This window comes from Nostoc sp. (assembly GCF_036917195.1).
Classification (GTDB): Bacteria; Cyanobacteriota; Cyanobacteriia; order Cyanobacteriales; family Nostocaceae; genus Nostoc.
Genome location: NZ_JBALDG010000048.1, coordinates 1 through 18,870, shown reverse-complemented (window position 1 = coordinate 18,870; position 18,870 = coordinate 1). Strand labels below are relative to the sequence as shown.

The following is an 18,870-nucleotide window of genomic DNA, read 5'->3' as shown; positions in this document are numbered from 1 at the left end:
CCAAATTCGATATAGATAGCCAAAGCTTGTTGGTAATTGCGCCGCGCCTCCTCAAATTCACGCAAATCTTGGGCAACTCTTCCCAACTGGTGGTAGGTGCCAGCAGAAGAATAGCGATCGCCAAATTCGATATAGATAGCCAAAGCTTGTTGGTAATTGCGCCGCGCCTCCTCAAATTCACGCAAATCTTGGGCAACTCTTCCCAACTGGTGGTAAGTGCCAGCAGAAGAATAGCGATCGCCAAATTCGATATAGATAGCCAAAGCTTGTTGGTAATTGCGCCGCGCCTCCTCAAATTCACGCAATTTTTGGGCAACTATTCCTAACTGGTGGTATATTTTAGCTTGGTTGTAGTGATCGCCATATTCGATACAGATGGCCAAAGCTTGTTGGTAATTGCGCCGCGCCTCCTCAAATTCCCGCAATTCTTGGGCAACCATTCCCAACTGGTGGTAGGTGCCAGCAGAAGAATAGCGATCGCCTATTTGTTGCTCAATTTCTAGACGCTGTTGATAGAAAGTTGTCGCCTGTGTAAATTGTCTCAATTCTAAGTAAGCATTGCCAAGTTTCAACAAAGCAGCAATTTCGCCGCGAGGATTCTGAAGTTGTTGTGAAATACTTAAAGATTTTTGATAATAAGCGATCGCTGTATCAAATTGCCTTTGCTGAGAATAAGATTTTCCTAATGTGTTGAGTATTTCAGCATGAAAGGTAGAATCTTGAAACTCATTAGCTATTTTTTCAGCTTCTTCTAAATATTCTCTAGCTTTGATAGGTTCTATCTTACTCAGATAAGCGATTCCTAGCTGATGCAAAATATTACTACAGTTGCGAAGATTTTCTCCTGTTGGATGATGTCCAGTAGGTTTATATTCCATTAGCAGGCGGTGTAATAAATCGATCCGCTCTTGCTTTTCTGGTGGTTCTAATTTGTTTATAATTCTCTCAGTATTTTGAGTTTCATTAATCGCATAATCTTTGGTAATTTGAGGTGTTTGAAACCGAAACATCCCCGATTGCCAAGCCCAAAAATCAGGAGCAAATTTGGCTAACCGAGTCAGGGCATAATCTGGCAGAATAAACAAAATGGGATAAGGAACAGTTCTTTTATAAGCATCTCGGACAAAGTTCAGGTCTTGTAAAACTGGCGGATAGTCTCCATACACGCCAATAGACTTTTCTAAACCTTGTACAATCAAGACTAATTTTTTGTTATATTCTATCTCAATAGTTGGTAATTTATTGACAATTTCATCCCGGAGAAATCGCAAATTTGTATCAGAAAAATTCAGAGTCACAAACCGAATATCCCGACAATCAGGATTTGTCTTTAGCGCCTCAACTAATATTTCTGCATCTGGGGGAAAATTAATTTCCACAAACCCAATGGTAAACTTTTCTGCAAAGTCTACAAAGGTGACTAATTCAGCAAATACCTCTTGATTAAGGGCGATAAACGACCCAATTTCTGAACTAAGGTTGCGCTGCGAGTGCGGATGCGAGGGCTTTCTGGAAGAATTCATTTTGCTTCACCACTGGATTGGGATAATTCCACCGTTTCTCGCCGTTGTATTCCAAAACTGAAGTGTTAAACAGCATTAACTGACCGATATCATCTTTGCTGACATTCTTGGTTATACACACTTGGGCTAAAAACGCATAATGTTCTTCAGGAATAAACCTTTCAAAACTAAATTGCTGTTGTTTCACAGCATAGATAATATCTTCGGCAATAATTTTGGGATGTTTGCGAGTACTAGCAGTTTGGCAAGCAGTCCGCATCATCTGCATTAATTGGCGGACATGTCCTCCACTGGCTTTTGCTAAATCTAGCAATTGCTGGCGAGATTCAAATACAGCATCAATATCTACCCGTTTTTCAATCACACTCGCAACTGCTTCTAGTCCCGTTTGATTGTAGTTTAAATGGCAGCGATCGCGTTCAAATTCATAAATATTCACCATTGGGACAATATGAGGATTACCATCAAACTGATTGAGTGGGTTTTTAGGCGAACAAAGCACAGAAATTGGAACTGTATAAATTATCGTGCAGTCTAATTCTTGTAACTGAGCTGCATAGTCAAAAAATAAATGTTCTGCGATCGTCGGTGGTACACGATCCATGTTGTCAAAAATAATCAATAAACCCTTACATTGAGGTAATTTTTTTCTGAGTTTAACGTAGGCATCTCCTAATAAAAGGTTAATATCTGCCTTGAGACGTGATAGGTCTTTTTCTAAAGTTTGGCGAATAGTAGTTTTTTGCTTATCAGAACCTTTAATTTGTGCCAGTAATTTGACCATTAATTTAGCGATAAATGGAGCTTCTGGTTTCAGAGTCGCTTCTCCCTGAATACTGACAGACTTTTCTACAGTTTCTTCTGTTTCTTTAGTAATATCCTTAAACCAAGATTCAAAGTTTTCTAAAAGTTGAGGATCAAATTTTAAACCTAATTTACGCAACTCAAATTCTACTTGTTTGATGACAATTAAATATAAATCTGTATAATTAGCATCATTAATATCTGTTTCTTCGTTCACTTCTAAATAAATTACGTGGTATTCTTTTTCCCATTGGTTCTGAATGCGTTTTAACTCTGTACTTTTGCCACAGCCGCGATGTCCGGTAAACAAAATTGTGCTGAAATCTGCGGGTTCTTGAAAGTCTAAAATCGTACTAACGCTGTCAATAGCTGAAGTTTTGCGGACTGCTGATAAATCAACATAGTAACGCTCCATCTCTGCACCCTCTAGCGGTTCAACATTACAAACTTGAAATGCAGCTTTTAGAGTATTAGCACGCTGGTGATTCATCGGGTTTTGACTAACTTTATAAATATGACTTTCTCAATCTTAAATTTTAGGCGATCGCTGTGCAACATTACATCTGATAAAAATTTACTTTTTAAATTTAAAAGTTTTGTACTATTTTATACATTAAACAAAAACATCCCTTAAAAAAGGCTTGTTGTTAGGATGTTCAAAATATTAAAACGTTAACCGAACTGTATTGGTAGTGGTTTTGTTAAAATGGCGATCGTTTATGAACCGCGTTATTGAATATAAGCTGCTGATAACGTTCAGAATTATATTCAATTGTCAATCCTCCAAAAGAGAGAATATATATTATTTACGCTTACTTAATTCTGCTCAACCAAATCAAAAGGTTGCTTATGGTCGTTTTCGCTCAACTACACTGATTTATTTTAAACAAACCTTCTTCTCTACATAAATTTTAACACTTAAAACTGGATGATAATTTCTGCATCATAGATACATCTGAGCAAGTACAACGGTTTCCAGAACGTCCTGAGGAGGTGATACGCAAAAAAGATGTCAGGCTAAGTTTTATTAAGTTTATCGGGCTTGAAAATCTCTTAAAAGCTCTCCTGGAAGGGGAGTAGGAACTATTTTAATTACAAGTAATTAGACAATATTTAGAGCAGAAATTACATCTATATACAAATATCTATCTAGATGATCAATAAACAATATAATAAATTAATTGTTGTAATTGAGGATGTGCTAGTTTTAAAATAAAACTTAGCATAGCAAGCCAATTAAAAAAATCTGCTATCAAGTGCTTTAATATCATACAAAAATTAGATGGAACAAGTAATTACTGCAATTGCAGATGCTTTATTTATAACCAGTAACTTAGGAGAAATAAAAAAAGTAAATCGTGCTGCTCAAAAATTATTTGGTTTTAGTGAAGAAGAATTAATTAATCAACCAATGTCACTGATAATTGATGATAATCAAGTATTAACACAAGCCATTTATCGACATTCTTATTTTAAGCAAAATTCCCAGAATTTCGAGGTAGTTTGTCGAACTAAAACTAGAGAAAAACGGTTGATTGCTTTTTCTTGTTCAGTAATTCCGAAAAAAAGAAAAGGATTAGAAGATATTGTCTACATTGGTCGGGATGTTACTGCTCGGCAGCACCGGGAACAGCGTACAAGTACCCAGTATGCTATCACTCGGATCTTATCAGAATCCCAAAGTGTAAAGCAGGGAATTCCGCAAATTTTGCAGTCGATTTGTCAAAATTTGGGATGGGATTTAGGTGAACTTTGGACAGCAAGTCAATATATTGGCACATCGGTACAGGGAGACAGCATTAATGCAGTATTAAGGTGTGTGGAAATTTGGTCAAGTCGAGTAATTTCTGTGCGAGAGTTTAAAGCAATCACCTGGCAAACTACCTATACACCCGGTGTTGGCTTACCTGGTCGAATTTGGATCAGACGTTTGCCCTTGTGGATTCAAGATATCACAGAAGATGGAGACAAAAGGCGATCGCAACCTGCTGCTGAGGCTGGATTACACGCAGCTTTTGGCTTCCCCATCTTAGACGATAGTGAAATCTTAGGAGTGATGGTTTTCTTTAGCCGAGACATACAACCAAAAGATAAAGACCTATTGCAACTGGTGGGTTCGATTGGTAGTCAAATCGCCCAGTTTATCAAACGCAAACAAGCAGAAGATGCACTTGTAGAAAGTGAAGAACGATATCGAGATTTATTTGAAAATGCTAATGACCTGATTCAATCGGTCAATGCCTCTGGTCGTTTTTTGTATGTAAATCGCGCATGGCGAGAAACTTTGGGATATAGCGAAGCTGAAATTGCGAATATGACTATTTTCGATATTATACATCCAGAGTGTAAACAAGACTGTTTGCAAAGGTTTTATCGCCTGCTGTCAGGAGAAAAGTTCAATCAAATAAAATCCGCATTCGTTACTAAAGACGGTCAAACAATCTTTCTAGAAGGTAATGTTAACTGTAAATTTGTCGAAGGTCATCCAGTTGCGGTTCGCGGCATTTTTCGCAATGTCACCCAGCGACTAGCAGCAGAAGAAGCGCTGCGCCATCAGCAGAAAGAAACCGAACGTTTATTGCTGAATATTTTGCCAGCCGCAATCTCCAAACCTTTGAAACAAGAACCAGCTAACATTGCCGAAGACTTTGCTGATGTCACAGTTTTATTTGCAGATATTGTCGGCTTTACCGAAATTGCTGCTTCTATGAGTGCAATTCAAGTGGTAAACTTACTCAAGCAAATTTTCTCAGCTTTCGATCGCCTCACCGAACAACATGGTTTAGAGAGAATCAAAACCATTAACGATGCTTATATGGTAGTTGGTGGCTTACCCACACGCCGCCTGGATCATGCTCAAGCGATCGCCCAAATGGCATTGCACATGCAAACTGCGATCGCTCTATTTAATACTGAGAATAACCAAAACTTCAATATCCGTATCGGCATCCATAGCGGTTCCGTAATGGCGGGAGTAATTAACTTCAACAACTTTACTTATGATCTCTGGGGAGACACGATAAATATCGCTAGCTGTATGGAGTCCCAAGGTCTTGTAAATAAAATCCAGGTTACAGAAGATACTTATAAGTCTTTGTGTGATGAATTTTTATTTGAAAAGCGGGGTGAAATCGAAGTTAAAGGCAAAGGGGAAATGACAACTTATTTGTTGATTGGAAGGAAGAGATGAGGGGTATTAGTCATTAGTCATTGGTTATTAATTCTTCTCCCTCACTCCCTCATCTCCCCCTGCCCCCCTGCCTCTTCCCCACTCCCTAATGAGTATTCGGAATTAGCCGACCACAGGGATAAGTCGCTGTTTGCTGTGAAGCATTTTCAGCCACTGCTGCTGGAACCTGATCTGAAGGTCGGGTTTTGGCTGCTAGATAGTCTTTTTGGAGTTTATCCAAAATGGCTTCTCGCCTGTCGTACACACGCTTCAGGGGACGAGGCTGGCACTTGTTCAAGACGTATGCTGTTACCAGTGGTAGAGCGATCGTGCTATCGGTATAACAAACAATTGTGTTAGGTAACTCTTCCGGGTCAATCTTACCCCAGCTGACGGCTTCCGATGGGGTTGCTCCAGACAAACCGCCTGTATCTGGACGCGCATCGGTAAACTGCACAAAGTAATCGTGTCCTCGTTCTTCTAGTCCTAATACTTCGTGAAGTTGCGGTTGAGTTTGTAACAAAAAGTTTTTCGGACTACCGCCACCGAGAATTATAGCCGCACTTTTACCTCCTGATTCACGGGCATTATATGCGATCGCAGCCGTCTCATTTACGTCAATTGATGGATCTAACACCAACTGCGAACCTTCCAAAGCTAAAGCCGCCACGTTCATCCCAATTGAGCTATCTCCTGGAGAAGACGTATATATAGGCACGCCATACTCATAAGCTGTAGCAAGCAAGCAGGAATGCTGCACACCCAGTTGCTTTTCTACTTCCCGAACATACTTACCCAGTAAATAGTGAAACTCAGCAGTTCCCATCCGCTTCTGAAACGCTTCTCCTTGCAAAATCTTGCGGATGAACGCATCAGTTTCCAGCAGCACATCGTAACCAAAGATAATGTCATAAATGCGAATAGTGCCTTCCTGACGCAGTTTCACATCATCCAAAAACGGATTACCAGCAAAGAGATCAAAACCTAAACCGTAGTGCATATCGTGGTAAAGATTTGCACCAGTGCTAATCATCCAGTCAATAAAGCCATTGCGAATTAAGGGTGCAAGTGCTGAAACCCCGAATCCTGCTGGTGTCATCGCACCGGAAAGGCTAACTCCCACTGTGACACCTTCCGTTAGCACATCACGACTCAGTAGTTGGCAGATTTCCCGCAACCGGGCTGAGTTGTAAGCGGTGAAGTATTGATCAATCAAATCCACCACATTGATATCATTTGATATAGGTGTCGGTGCAATTTTTTGACCCAGCTGTTTAGACATTTTGGCACTCCCGAACAGTAAACACGCCGAATCTAATGTTATCTAGGTTTCAAGCAAAGTAACAGCAATTTAACTAGCCCATATTATCAAAAAACACTACGACGCTGAGATTAAATCGTGTCACAGACCTCAACGCCTACAATTGAGGCAATCTCGCTGAAAAGAGTTTCCGAAAATATTAAATTTAATGGAAGATTTAATAGATCGAGAGAGGTGTACGCTAGCTAGATGGGAATGTGTCAACAGAGGACTCAACCAATGGGATATGTAATTGCTACTGCAAATATGAAAGGTGGCGTTGGTAAAACCACCCTCACCGTCAACTTAGCTACCTGTTTAGTTAAAAATCATGGCAAGCGGGTGCTTGTTCTGGATTTAGACACCCAAATTAGCGCCACACTCAGTTTGATGTCGCCTTTAGATTTTGCCAAGCGTCGTAAACAAAGTAAGACATTTAGGTATTTAATAGACGAAGTTATCAATCCAGACCCACAAGCAAAATTGACAATTAAAGATATCATTCAATCTCAGGTTTGTAATCTTATGGGGCTGGATTTGTTACCAGGAGATATCGACTTGTATGATGAATTTCTTGTGTCAGAAATGCTCCATCAACAAGCAACTGCTTTGGGTGAACAGGACTTTGAAATGGTTTGGAATCGCTTTGAAAGAGTCCTGATTAATAACATCTTAAAATCAGTCCGTCAAGAGTATGATTTTATCCTTCTCGATTGTGCACCAGGCTATAATCTATTGACTCGTAGTGCTTTAGCTGCCAGCGATTTCTACATACTTCCTGCTAAACCAGAACCCTTATCTATAGTGGGTATTCAACTGCTGGAAAGACGCATTGCCCAATTAAAAGATAGTCACGGGCATGAAACCAAGATAGATATAAAAATGCTGGGAATTGTATTCAGCATGTCCAGCGCTAACCTTCTCACCGGCAGATACTATAAACAAGTGATGCACCGCGTTGTTGAAGATTTCGGTGTAGAAAAAATTTGTAAGGTACAAATACCAGTTGATGTCAATGTTGCTAAGGCTGTTGATAGTTTTATGCCAGCTGTTTTAATTGCTCCTCAATCAGCTGGTTCAAAAGCGTTCTTTCAGTTAACTCAGGAGTTGTTGCAAAAGCTATAGCAAAATTAAACCGTTTGGAAATATAGCAATCCTAAATCATTTGTAAAAAACAAGATCCGCGAGTTTTTTAAAAAGTTGGAAATTTGAAAATGGCGATTTTAACAAATCAAATAGGATTGCTATAACACGATTTCCGACTTGTTAAATAAGTCGGAAATCTGAACCTTTCGATTTTTCCAAATCAATTAGAGTTGCTATTTATTGTCTGCCAAAATAAAAAGTGGTAAGTGGTAATAAGTAAGTTATCCTTTCCATAAGTTCAGCAGTTCTACTGAAGCTATATGCAGGGAGATTCAGCTATTGAGTGAAAAGGCCAGTAAATTTCACTAAGAAACAATGGTTACTAACAATTCTGTACACGAAGAGATAAATCAGCACTTGGTAATACGCCTACCACGGACTTTGAGTTATCTCGAAACCTGGGGCTTTGGCTTAACGGGTCATGTAGGATGGATTGGTACTGCCCCCATGATTCATGCAGCGTTAGGGCCTAAAGCGATCTTAGTTTGGTTTTTTGGCACGATCATTTCTTTTTTACTTAATTTGCAGGTACAAAGTCTAGGTAGACATTGGTCAGATGTGGCTGGAGGAACACCAAACTATACCACAAGGTTATTAAAGAACTTTCCTGGCTTAGGTCGTTACGTAGCCTTAGGATACTTTTTTAGCTGGGCAGCAGCACCGGCACTGTATGCAATTATTCTCACAAAGCTAATTAAAGTCAATTTTGAACCATTAGGTATTTCTTGCCCAGAAACTTTATTAAAAGTTGCATTTACAGCGATTCCTTTTATTGTGGCATTCAGTGGCAACCGTGCTTTGACGCTCCTGCATTTATTTTTTGTATTACCAGCAATTTTATTACTTCTTTTGTTTTGTACTCAAGGCATAGTATCATTAGCCTCCTCAACTGATAATTTTAAATTTATCCCAACAAGCACAGATAGGTTAAGTTTTGAAGAATGGGCAAAGTGGTTTTTTCTAGCTAGCTATTCAATTTATGCTTGTGAAACCACTTCTTCTTTTGTTGCTGATAGCCGCCACCCATATAAAACTTTAAAGTTCTTAAAGGTAGCTGCTTGGCTAATTCCTCCGGTATTTTTAGGTGGTTCTTGGGTATTAATGTATTCGCCTCGAAATCCAAAAATAGACGATGTATTCTTCAATCTCGTAGAGGCTTCTAAACCTTTTTGGGGTGAACATGCCCCCTTTCTAGTAACACTTCTGATTAGTGTATCTTGCCTTCTAAGTTCTGCTACAGCAGTTTCCAACTCTCCTCGGATCTTATACCAACTTGCCTTAGATAAACAGCTTTCTCCCATATTTGCATTAGTTTCACGTCAAGGTGTCCTTGGCCCTGCTATCTTAGTTACCTTTCTACTCAGTTTGCTTTGTCTAAATTTGGGAGATATATCTCAACTTGTCACAGTAGCAGGCACCTGTTATCTCATGTCCATTATGGGATTACATTTGGGATTATGGCTGTGTCGGGACAAACCGCAGGTGTTATGGCCTTGGTGGTCACTTGGTTTTTTCTTTGTAGAAGCGGTAGTTCTAATAGTAGGAGGTTTAGCTTGCAATTGGAAAAATTTCTTAGTGGGATTATTATTACCCATTGTTCTGAACATCGGAGATGTAGGGCTACGTCGCTTAAGTTTTGCGCCATTACACCCGCAATGGTGGACACAGCGTTACGACATTAGATCTAGTAGAAACAACTCAGACTTTGTGGTACTACAGGTGATTGTCTTAGTATCATTAATTTGTATTACTGCCACAAGCAGTTGGGTTATCCGCGATTTATTAGATAGACTTTCTAATAATCCTCAAAACTCTTTATTAGCTATTTTACTTGTGACACTTTCTTTTATGGGGGTAGCGATCGCTTGCTGGACAACTCTACCACAAATTGTTGCTATTGATGAGGCACGTAAACAAGCAAGAAACCTATTTATCACTACTCTCGATACTGTTCCAGATACTGTTTTAGTCTTAGATGAAGACGGTAGAATTTGTCAGACAAATGCCGCTGCTGAAAAATTATTTCAAACAAATGTTCAGCAGTTGCTTGGGCAAAACTTGAATCAACTTTTAATATCCTATCGCGGGAAACCAGAGCAATGGTCTATTAGGAGTGAGCAAACCTTAAAAATAAATGAAAATCTCCGAATTGTTGAATCGACTATTTCACAGCCATTTAATTCCGAGTTACGAGAGTATATTGTTATTGTCCGTGACATTACTAAGCGGAAGTTAATCGAGGAAGAATTAGTTCAGTATCGTTATCACCTTGAACAGATGGTTATAAAACGTACCATTGAACTTATTAAAGTGAATAAACAGCTGGAAAAAGACATTATCAAGCGTCAGGAAGCACAAGAGCAATTACTGCACATTAGTTTTCATGACGGGCTAACCGGATTACCTAATCAACGATTATTTATAGAGCGAGTACAGCAGGCGATAGAACGTACTAAAGATCAAAAAAATTATTTTTTTGCCGTACTCTTCTTAGATATAGACCGCTTTAAAGTTGTTAATGACAGCCTTGGACATCTACAGGGAAATCAACTTTTGATTGCAATTTCTCATCGGCTAAAGTCAGTTCTGCGAGTTGGAGACATAATTGCCCGTTTTGGCGGAGATGAGTTCACAATCTTAATTGAGGAAATTGAAGATATCAGCACCGCCATAGAGGTAGCCGAGCGAATTAAAAAGGTGCTAACTTTGCCATTTAAATTAAATGAGCATACGGTGTTTACTAATGCTAGTATTGGCATCGCTTTAAGTAAAGCAGATTATGAGCAAGCAGCACAGATTCTACGGGATGCCGATGTGGCAATGTACTGTGCCAAATCACTTGGTAAGGCACGCTACGAAGTGTTTGACCCAAAGATGCACGAGAGTGCATCTTTGCTCTTGGAGTTAGAAACTGCTCTGCGAAGCGCGCTGCTCAAGCAAAAAGAATTTAGCCTTAATTACCAGCCAATTATTTCACTCACAACTGGCAAAATTATTGGATTTGAGGCACTGATACGTTGGCATCATCCAGAACGAGGACTTATTTCCCCTGAAGATTTTATTCCCCTGGCCGAAGAAACTGGAATGATTGTTAGTATCGGGCAATGGGTGCTTTATGAAGCGTGCCACCAAATGCACATATGGCATAAACAATTTCCTACCTCACTACCCCTGACAATTAGTGTAAATTTTTCTGGTAGACAAATCACGCAACCCAATGTGTTTAAAGAAGTTAAACATATTTTGCAGGAAACTGGATTAAAGCCATCCAGTTTGAAATTGGAGATTACTGAAACCTTGTTGATGGATAATTTTGAATTAGCTACCACTGTGCTTTCCCAGTTAACAGCGCTGAATATCGAGTTGCACATGGATGATTTTGGTACTGGCTTTTCATCCTTGAGTTATCTGCATCGCCTACCAATCAAAACCCTTAAGATTGACCGTTCTTTCGTCACTAATATAGGTAGTCGAGGAGAAAATTCAGAAATTGTTCGAGCTATTGTGACATTAGCTCATAATTTAAATATGTCTGTAACAGCAGAAGGGATAGAAACTGTAGAGCAATTAGCACAGTTAAAGGCTTTGCAATGTGATTATGGGCAAGGGTATTTTTTCTTACCACCTATAGAATGTGCAGAAGTAGAAATACTACTTGCTGCCAACTTGTGCTACAAAAACTTTTTAAAGACCTGAAATTCTTGGGTTCAAATTCTGTTTAAAGGATGTTTGAAAAGTATTGTTGTTAATCACCTCCCAAACCTAACCCCCCTAGCAAGCCTTCCCTATGTTAGCGTTGGCAAACGCAAAAGCATTTTTAAGATTGCGGCACAAAGTGCGGGAATAGAGGTTTCAAAGCCTCTTAGGAGTGGGGGAGATGAATAGAAGCGGGGTTTATAGTATACTTTGCCACTTTTCAAACATCCTCTTATAAAAATACCTCGTAAAATTAGACGATTAATTTCACTTGATAATTTATATTAGTGTAGTACTGGCTGTAGCTGGAAATGTTCTGCGTTATTAATTAACCCTTCTTCTAATAAAAGTTCATTAATAAAAATATCGATTTTATCCCGATCAATATTCTGCATGACTATCATGTGTGCCCAATTTTCAAAAACTGCTAACTGCCACTTTTTAATTAACCTTTGAGAAGGTTTTTGAAACACTACAGTATTGGAAAAATTATTTAACATGCATGGATATTCTCTGATTTGAAGTTGTTGGAAAAGATATTGGGCATTATGAATACAGGTCTTTGCTTCTCTAGCTAATCCATCATCACCTCTTGTTTGCACTGCATACCAGAGAATCAGGGGAGTATGGCCGTTTCTAGAACCCAGAATTGTTGTATCTGTTGAACCAATATATTCAATTATTGTTTCAACTTTTTCTACCCATTTCTTTTTAGTTAAAACTACACCACAAGGTAATGGAGAACCAATGAATTTAGCAGAAATAGCTACACTATCTATGGGTTTTTGAAAGTTAACTTGCGGAGCGCCATCTAAAAACGGTAATATTAATCCTGAGAGTGCAGCATCACAATGAATGTAATAATCTTTAATCTGATTGCGCTTTAAAATTTCTAGAACTTTATCTAAGTTATCAATCGCACCCTTGACAGTAGTCCCAATATTTAAATTTATGATCGCCGGATAACTGCGATTTTCACTAATTAGTTGCTCAAAATGTTCATAATTCATCTCTCCATTAATTTGTGAATTAACAACATTATGTTGGATGCGGAATAATTTGGCTGCTTTGGGTATGGAGTAATGAGAGTCTTGTGATGAATAAAGAATCCCATTAGGGTAAATTTCTCTTGCTAAAAACATTCCATAAAAATTACCTTCAGTTCCGCCAGCAGTAACATAACCCCAAAACTGACTTTCTGGAATCTTATAGAGTTCAGCGAAAAAAGATAATACTTCTTGTTCAAACTTACGAGAATGGAGACCAAAATCTGGCTCGATATATGGATCTCCAGCATTATTTAACAGGAAATTGAAAAATTTTGCGATCGCACTGTAATCACAACTTAAATTATATGGATAGCCTGCATGAAACTGCGATCGCTGTTCTATTTGCAACAAAAAATCTGCTAACTCTTTAGCAATTCTATCTGACATATCTCTATATCTCCTATTTCAGCTAGTTCATGTTTTAGTCGAAGTTCTAGCCGTTAATATAATGTCTTTATAATTTCTCAACATCAGTATTAATTAAGTTTTTTCTGAAAAAAAATTAAGTACAAGTACGTAGTTAATATTCAGTGGAAATACTCATACGATTTGTCTATTTGTGTTCTATCATTCAAAAGCACTATTACCAACCTAAATCTGAGATTTAGCCATAATGTCAATCTCAATCAAACTCTTCAAGGGTTAGTTTGACATTTAAGTATGGACAGAATATTGCAGCAAAATTACTTACTGTTAATTGAAATGGTAGTGGATTTACGCGCCTGCTTTACTAGAAATCGTGGCTATGTACACCAAGTCCGCATGTCACGCTTGCTAGCGCACCACGCGGACTTCATAAGCTAAAAGTGCATGTTAGATTTTTGCTTTTAGAACTCTCCGGCTAAAGCTGCAACGCATCGTTCACAAATTAGGGGATGTTCTGCTGATTCTCCCACATGAATTGAGTAGTTCCAGCAGCGATCGCATTTTTCCCCATCTGCGTTTACTACACCAATTCCCCAGCTATCTGATTGCAAGTTATATTTCAAGCCTTGCAGTGCTTCTGGAGTATCTAATACTTCCACTTGGGAGGTGAGGAACAGATAACGAAGTTCATCGATACCGTTACCGCTAACTGGATTTAGTGCTTTTACTGAGGAGCGTAAATCTTCATTGGCTACATAAAGCAAGGCTTTTGCTTCTAGAGACGAACCAATCAATTTTTCTATCCTGGCTTGCTCTAATACCTTATTCACCTCAGTACGAATTTGCCGGACTTGTTGCCAAAATTCTGCTAATTCCGGATTACGCCATGTTTCCTCTACCTGCACCCAACCGGCTTCAAACACCGATTTGTAGGGTGTTTTGTAGGGGAGATATTGCCAGATATCTTCGGCGGTGTGGCATAATACTGGAGCGATCGCTCGTGCTAAATTATCTATTGCTATCTTCAGCACCGTTTGACAACTGCGACGGCGAAAAGCATCGGTTGCACTGATATACAACCTATCTTTGGCAATATCTAAATAAAAGTTGGATAAATCCACCACGCAGAAATTCTGCACTGTTTGGAAAAAGCGGAAGAATTGGAAACTCTCAAAGGCTTCAGTGACTTCCTCAAACACCTCGGTGATCCGGTGCAGCATATAACGGTCAAGTTCTGACAATTCCTCGAAGGGGACTGCATCTTTTTGCGGGTCAAAATCGTGCAAGCTACCCAACAAAAACCGCGCTGTATTGCGAATTTTGCCTCTGACATCGTTCAGTTGCTTGATGATGTTTTTACCAATGCGGACATCGCCGGAGTAGTCTACCGATGATACCCACAGCCTCAAGACATCTACACCGTAAGCCGGTTCTGCTTTTTGATTTTTCCCACCTTCAATGATTGTATTTGGGTCAACCACATTTCCTTCTGACTTACTCATCTTCCGCCCTTGTTCGTCCAAAGCAAAGCCATGAGTTAGCACAGTTTTGTAAGGCGCAATGTCATTTACCGCTACACTAGTGAGCAAGCTTGACTGGAACCAACCGCGATGTTGGTCGGAACCTTCCAAATACATATCAGCGGGGTAGCGTAACTCTGGACGCTGCTTTAATACAGCTGCCCAAGATGAGCCAGAATCAAACCATACATCCATTGTGTCTGTACCTTTGCGGTAAGACTTACCATTTTGGCGATAGGATTGGGGTAATAACTCCTCAACCGATAATTCCCACCAAGCATCAGAACCAATTTCAGCGATGATTCCTTGGACGTGGTTGATAATTTCTTCATTCAGCAGTGGTTCTCCCGTGGCTTCATCATAGAAAACGGGAATTGGTACACCCCAACTTCGCTGACGAGATATACACCAATCGGGACGTTCCGCCACCATTGGCGTGATCCGATTTTCACCTTGGGCTGGAATCCATTTTACTGTTGCGATCGCTTTTAGCGCTTCTTCTCTAAATCCTTCCACGGAAGCAAACCATTGTTCAGTCGCGCGGAAAATCGTCGGCTTTTTCGTCCGCCAATCATAGGGATACTTGTGAGGGTATGCTTCTTCCTTCAACAAGGAACCAGCCACTGTCAAGGCATCAATTACCGCCTGATTCCCATCACCCAGCACATTTAACCCCGTAAATTGTCCCGCTTCTTCGGTAAAATTACCATAGTCATCCACTGGTGCAAGGATAGGCAAACCGTAGCGCTGACCAACAATGTAGTCTTCTTGACCATGACCGGGTGCAGTATGTACCAACCCAGTACCTGACTCAGTGGTAATGTAATCACCGCCGACAACAATTGTACTTTCACGGTCATATAAGGGATGACGGTAAGTAGTTTGTTCTAAATCATTCCCCTTAAACGTGGCTTTTACAGTTAACTCAACTCCCAATGTCGAAGATAAACGTTCCACTAAATCAGCAGCAACGATGAGGTATTTGAAATTACTCTGCGCTTTTACCTCTGGGTGGGATTCCACCACTGCATAGTTCAAATCCGCATTTACCGCCACAGCCAAATTCCCCGGAATTGTCCAAGGTGTAGTCGTCCAGATAGCTACACCCAAATCTGACTGATATTCCGCCAACAGTGGTTTTACAGCTTCCGCCAAACTTGTAACTGGAAAAGCTGCATAGATACTGCGGGAAATGTGACCTTCTGGATATTCCAACTCAGCTTCAGCCAAAGCGGTTTGAGAACTCGGACTCCAGTGAACCGGCTTCAAACCGCGATAGATGTAGCCTTTTAAGAACATCTGACCAAACACACCAATTTGAGCCGCTTCATATTCCGGCTTCAGAGTTAGATAAGGGTTATCCCAATCACCCCAAATACCGTAGCGTTTAAAATTTTGACACTGGTTATCTATCGTAGTTAGGGCAAATTCTTTCGCTTTTAAGCGCAGTTGTAAAGGCGTCAAATTTTGCCGTTCTGCTGACTTCATGTTCTGCAAAACTTTCAACTCAATTGGCAATCCGTGACAATCCCAACCAGGGACGTAGCGAACTTTACGCCCTTTTAGCAGTTGGTAGCGATTAATAATATCTTTGAGAATTTTATTTAAAGCATGACCAATATGGAGTGAGCCATTAGCGTAGGGAGGCCCATCGTGCAGTATAAATAATTCGCCGGGGTTATTTTTGGAGAGGCGATCGTAAATTTTATTTTCTTCCCAGAATTTTTGGATTTCAGGCTCACGCTTGATGGCGTTTGCCCGCATCTCAAAGTTAGTCTTGGGTAAGTTTACAGTATCTTTGTAACTTCCTGGTTCGGTCACAGTCTCATGCCTAGAATTAGGTGTGCAGGTTTTATCAATTATAGAAGATGGCATAAAAACCAAAATATGCTATTCCACCTTTTTTCAAGAAAAGGCTCCTGCCATAATCTATTGATTTGGCGGTGATAGGGCAGTCGCTTCAAATCGGCATACCTTGCATTTAGCTGCAACGCTTTTAGGCGATTAGGGGACTAAACAGCAATTTTGCGGAGGTTGAGAGCTAATCAACACAAAGTAGTATACTTTTCTGGGTTCGCTTATTACCTATCCAAAGATTTCGTTTAATTAGAAGAACATTCCCTAAGAAAAAGTCAACTATTACAAAAAATAAATCATTTTTTTTAAGTTCTAAATAAGTTATGTATGTTTTAGGTGTAATTCACGGAATTTTATTGAAGTACACTGAAAATTATTCCTAGTAAAAAACTAGACATAAGTAGCATTTTGTAATTGGATCTCCACAAGCTTACTATCAATAAAAATTTTTGAAGGAGTAGATTAATTATGACTAGCAAGTTGTTTCTAAGTAAGTGGAGGCGAAACTTCAAACTGTATCTCCCCTTTGTCTTTATTGTAACACTACTGGCTGGAATCATATTTTCCAAATTTAGTGTAACTATGGCTGCTGATTCGCGGCTAGATCCAAGAACTCAACCGAAGTTCATCAATTCATTGCCGTCTCTAGGGAGAGTAGATGCTACAAAGGGTGGTCACTTCGATGTACAGATGGGAGAAACTAAGCAATGGCTTGGACTATATAGCAGTCCTGGTGCAGATGGCATATATGGTACAAAGGATGATGCACGCTTAAATACAAAAGTTTGGGGGTATGGCTTAAGAGGGCAAAAGGCTGTTACTTACCCAGGTTCCACATTCGTGACACGAAAAGACGTACCGATTGAAGTCCTGTGGGACAACAAACTACCAAAAACTGGACATATTTTCCCAGTAGACAAAAGCATCATTACAAAATCGGTTGAAAACGCTCTTTCCAAAGGGCTTGTACCTACAGTGACACATGTGCATGGTGGTCATACTGAGTGGACTAGCGACGGATATTCCGAAGCTTGGTTTACCCAAGATTTCTCCCAAACCGGACCCAGTTGGGTTAAAAAGAACTATAGTTATGCAAATGACAACAGGCGGGCAGCGACACTTTTATATCACGACCACATTCTCAGTAATAATCGTTTAAGTGTATACGCTGGTCTTCTAGGCTTCTACTTGCTAAGGGATAACAACGAGATTAATCTGATCAATCGCAACATTTTGCCCAGTGGTGACCACGAGAAAGAACTCATCATCCAGGATCGAGATTTCACTGCCAAGGGTCAGCTTTATTACCCACCTGGTTCAAATTATCCAGATACTTCATATCCAAGTGTAGTGCCCAATTTCTATGGTGATTTTATCCTAGTAAATGGTATGGCATGGCCAAAGCTGGCGGTTGAACCGAGAAAGTACCGTTTACGCTTGGCAAACGGTTCAAATTCGCGCTTCTACAACCTGAATTTCAACGACTCAAAGGAAAAGTTTTACGAAATCGGCACTGAGCAAGGCTTATTAGAAAAACCAGTTGCGCTGGAAAATTTAGTTCTTGCTCCAGGTGAACGCGCTGATGTGATTGTTGACTTCACTGGCGATGCGGGAAAAGAGTTCATCATCAGGAACTTTGATGATAAAGCTGATTTGGATCTGACAGGTCAGATAATGAAGATTGCGGTCGAGCAACCCCTTTCAAATGTTCCAAATGCTACAGTTGATACCACTGAAAGTGATGGACTGACAACACGGTTGCTACCTAACAAGATTATACCTCCTGCTCAAACCGGACTGACTCGGCAACTGGTTCTTTTTGAAAATACAGATGAATTCGGTCGCAAGCTGCTAGAGCAAGGTACGTTGGCTGATGGCTCATTGCGCTATGACGAGCCAACTACTGAGAAACCAAAACTTGGTACAACTGAAGTTTGGGAATTATACAACACGACACAGGAGCCACACCCAATTCACTTGCACTTGGTTTCCTTCTTGATTTTAAATCGACAGAATTTTGCTGGCAGTGCAACTCCAATTATCAAAGACCCTCGTAAGACTAAGCTATTTCTACAAAGCGCTGGTCTAATCGGCAATCCTGAGCCTCCACCACTTTATGAGAAAGGTTGGAAAGACACTGTAGTTGTTAACCCAGGTGAAGTTATTCGCATTATTGCCACCTTCGACAAACCGGGGTATTATCTCTGGCACTGTCACATCTTAGAACACGAAGACTTCGATATGATGCGACGCTTTCAAGTTGTGGCAACTCCCTAGTACCGCAAGGCGGAAGTCAAAAGGAGCCAGTGCGTTGGGCGGCTCTGCCGACTTGAAGCAACTGGCGTTCAAAAGGAGCCAGTGCGTTGGGCGGCTCTGCCGACTTGAAGCAACTGGCGTTCAAAAGGAGCCAGTGCGTTGGGCGGCTCTGCCGACTTGAAGC

At 40.1% G+C, this 18,870-nt stretch carries 9 protein-coding genes; 4 read left to right on the top strand and 5 right to left on the bottom strand.

Annotated elements, in window-relative coordinates; all coding sequences use genetic code 11:
* Both V7K40_RS15320 and V7K40_RS15315 read right to left on the bottom strand, forming a co-directional pair.
* Positions 1-1,523 (bottom strand): tetratricopeptide repeat protein (locus V7K40_RS15320; protein ID WP_334960969.1); only part of this gene is annotated, 1,523 nt, incomplete at its 3' end.
* Positions 1,474-2,817, bottom strand: a complete 1,344-nt coding sequence (locus V7K40_RS15315) for a P-loop NTPase fold protein (RefSeq protein ID WP_334960967.1) — start codon at positions 2,815-2,817, stop codon at positions 1,474-1,476. The genes V7K40_RS15315 and V7K40_RS15320, both read right to left, overlap by 50 nt.
* Positions 2,818-3,609: 792 nt before the next feature.
* On the opposite strand from V7K40_RS15315, the gene V7K40_RS15310 reads away from it, so the two are divergent.
* On the top strand, positions 3,610-5,517 hold the full coding sequence (locus tag V7K40_RS15310) for an adenylate/guanylate cyclase domain-containing protein (protein ID WP_334960965.1): 1,908 nt from the start codon (positions 3,610-3,612) through the stop codon (positions 5,515-5,517).
* An 85-nt stretch (positions 5,518-5,602) separates the two neighbouring features.
* Here V7K40_RS15310 and speY read toward each other — a convergent pair whose 3' ends face one another.
* Positions 5,603-6,778 carry a deoxyhypusine synthase gene (speY, locus tag V7K40_RS15305; RefSeq protein ID WP_334960963.1) on the bottom strand — a complete coding sequence of 392 codons (1,176 nt, stop codon included), beginning with the start codon at positions 6,776-6,778 and terminating at the stop codon, positions 5,603-5,605.
* 258 nt (positions 6,779-7,036) lie between these two features.
* On the opposite strand from speY, the gene V7K40_RS15300 reads away from it, so the two are divergent.
* Positions 7,037-7,921, top strand: a complete 885-nt coding sequence (locus V7K40_RS15300) for a ParA family protein (RefSeq protein WP_334960973.1) — start codon at positions 7,037-7,039, stop codon at positions 7,919-7,921.
* Between the two features lie 336 nt (positions 7,922-8,257).
* Positions 8,258-11,638, top strand: coding sequence for an EAL domain-containing protein (locus V7K40_RS15295; protein ID WP_334960961.1), 3,381 nt, complete (start codon positions 8,258-8,260; stop codon positions 11,636-11,638).
* A gap of 284 nt (positions 11,639-11,922) precedes the next feature.
* Here V7K40_RS15295 and V7K40_RS15290 read toward each other — a convergent pair whose 3' ends face one another.
* Both V7K40_RS15290 and ileS read right to left on the bottom strand, forming a co-directional pair.
* Complete coding sequence (locus V7K40_RS15290) at positions 11,923-13,074, bottom strand: histidine decarboxylase (protein ID WP_334960959.1); 1,152 nt, start codon at positions 13,072-13,074, stop codon at positions 11,923-11,925.
* Positions 13,075-13,514: 440 nt separating this feature from the next.
* The gene (gene ileS / locus V7K40_RS15285; RefSeq protein ID WP_334960971.1) at positions 13,515-16,394 is read right to left on the bottom strand and encodes an isoleucine--tRNA ligase; all 2,880 of its coding nucleotides are present in this window, start codon (positions 16,392-16,394) and stop codon (positions 13,515-13,517) included.
* A 618-nt stretch (positions 16,395-17,012) separates the two neighbouring features.
* On the opposite strand from ileS, the gene V7K40_RS15280 reads away from it, so the two are divergent.
* Positions 17,013-18,707 carry a multicopper oxidase gene (locus V7K40_RS15280; protein ID WP_334960957.1) on the top strand — a complete coding sequence of 565 codons (1,695 nt, stop codon included), beginning with the start codon at positions 17,013-17,015 and terminating at the stop codon, positions 18,705-18,707.
* Positions 18,708-18,870 lie beyond the last annotated feature (163 nt).

Coding starts and splice junctions, on each gene's coding strand:
- V7K40_RS15315 (WP_334960967.1), bottom strand. CDS start 2,817: ATGAATCACCAGCGTGCTAATACTCTAAAAGCTGCATTTCAAGTTTGT.
- V7K40_RS15310 (WP_334960965.1), top strand. CDS start 3,610: ATGGAACAAGTAATTACTGCAATTGCAGATGCTTTATTTATAACCAGT.
- speY (WP_334960963.1), bottom strand. CDS start 6,778: ATGTCTAAACAGCTGGGTCAAAAAATTGCACCGACACCTATATCAAAT.
- V7K40_RS15300 (WP_334960973.1), top strand. CDS start 7,037: ATGGGATATGTAATTGCTACTGCAAATATGAAAGGTGGCGTTGGTAAA.
- V7K40_RS15295 (WP_334960961.1), top strand. CDS start 8,258: ATGGTTACTAACAATTCTGTACACGAAGAGATAAATCAGCACTTGGTA.
- V7K40_RS15290 (WP_334960959.1), bottom strand. CDS start 13,074: ATGTCAGATAGAATTGCTAAAGAGTTAGCAGATTTTTTGTTGCAAATA.
- V7K40_RS15280 (WP_334960957.1), top strand. CDS start 17,013: ATGGCTGCTGATTCGCGGCTAGATCCAAGAACTCAACCGAAGTTCATC.